Here is a 1,351-nt window from a genome sequence, read left to right on the forward strand (position 1 = left end):
CCCCCCTCCATCCGTCCCCGGACCGCTGTCTCGAAAGGTTCCCCTACGCCATGCCACTGGCTCTGCTGGCCCTGGCTGTCGTCGCGTTCGGCATCGGCACGACCGAGTTCGCCACGATGGGGCTGCTGCCCCAGATCGCTGACGGGATCGGCGTGTCCGTGCCGCACGCCGGCAACCTCGTCTCGGCCTACGCGCTCGGCGTCGTCGTCGGCGCCCCCGTGCTGACGGGCATCGGTGCGCGCGTACCCCACAAGCGGCTGCTGCTGCTCCTGTCCGGGCTGTTCGTGGTCGGCAACACCGCGTCCGCGCTCGCTCCCGACTTCGGCCTGCTCTTTGCCGCGCGCTTCCTGGCAGGTCTGCCGCACGGAGCACTGTTCGGCGTAGGCGCCGTCGTCGCCTCCCGGCTGGTCGCCCCCGAACGGGCGGCACGCGCCGTCTCGAGGATGTTCCTCGGACTCACCGTCGCGAACATCGTCGGTGTACCGGCCGGCACGGCCCTCGGCCAGCAGCTGGGCTGGCGGTCCGCCTACTACGCGGTCGCCGTCATCGGCCTCCTCGCCCTTGCCTCGCTGGCCTTCTTCATTCCTCACCAGCCACGCGGCCAGCAGTCCGGCATCCGGCACGAGCTGCGGGCGATGGGCAACAAGCAGGTGGCGATCGGCCTGGCCACGGCCGTTGTCGGGTTCGGTGGCTTCTTCGCCGTCTACAGCTACCTCGTGCCCATGCTGACGCACCTGACGGGCATCTCCGACTCCTCCACCACCCTGGTCCTCGCGCTCTACGGCGTCGGCATGACCCTCGGCACGCTGATTGCGGGCCCACTCACGGACCGCGCTCTGCGGCCGACGCTGTACGCGGGTCTTGCTCTGCTCGCCGCAGCGCTGGTGACGTTCTACTTCACCGTCCACAGCACCGTGCCCGCGCTGGTGACGATCACCGTCATCGGCGCGCTGGGCTCCCTCATCACCACGCCCGTCCAGATGCTGCTCATGGCCAAGGCGCAGAACGCTCCGACGATGGCGGCGGCCTCCAACCACTCCGCCTTCAATCTTGCCAACGCGGGCGGCGCCTGGCTTGGCGGCCTGGTCATCTCGGCGGGCTGGGGCTGGGCCTCGCCCAACCTGATCGGCGCGGCTCTCGCCATGGCCGGTCTCGGCCTCGCCTTCACGGGCGGCCTCATGGACCGGGGCAGTCGCCACTCCGAGGTGGTCGCTTCGTCAGGCGCGGAAGCCGGACAAGTCACGGCAGCCCAACGCATGGGCGCACCCACTCCCTCCCCCCAGCCTCCGGCAGCCCTCGGGGACCGGGGGTAGCGCCCGGGCCCCGGTGGCCTGCCGGGGCCGACCCTACC

Annotated in this window: 1 protein-coding gene; it reads left to right on the forward strand. The window is 71.2% G+C overall.

Features of this window, described 5'->3' with window-relative positions; all coding sequences use genetic code 11:
- The first annotated feature begins 50 nt into the window (after positions 1–50).
- Positions 51–1,313 (forward strand): MFS transporter, encoded by a 1,263-nt coding sequence (locus AB0M27_RS47875; RefSeq protein WP_365732470.1) that lies wholly within the window; start codon positions 51–53, stop codon positions 1,311–1,313.
- The last annotated feature ends 38 nt before the right edge of the window (positions 1,314–1,351 follow it).

Origin of the sequence: Streptomyces sp. NPDC052107 (assembly GCF_040680215.1) — a bacterium.
Lineage (GTDB): Bacteria > Actinomycetota > Actinomycetes > Streptomycetales > Streptomycetaceae > Streptomyces.

Bases quoted from the DNA above. Each gene is read 5' to 3' on its own strand.
- AB0M27_RS47875 (WP_365732470.1), top strand. From the start codon at position 51: ATGCCACTGGCTCTGCTGGCCCTGGCTGTCGTCGCGTTCGGCATCGGC.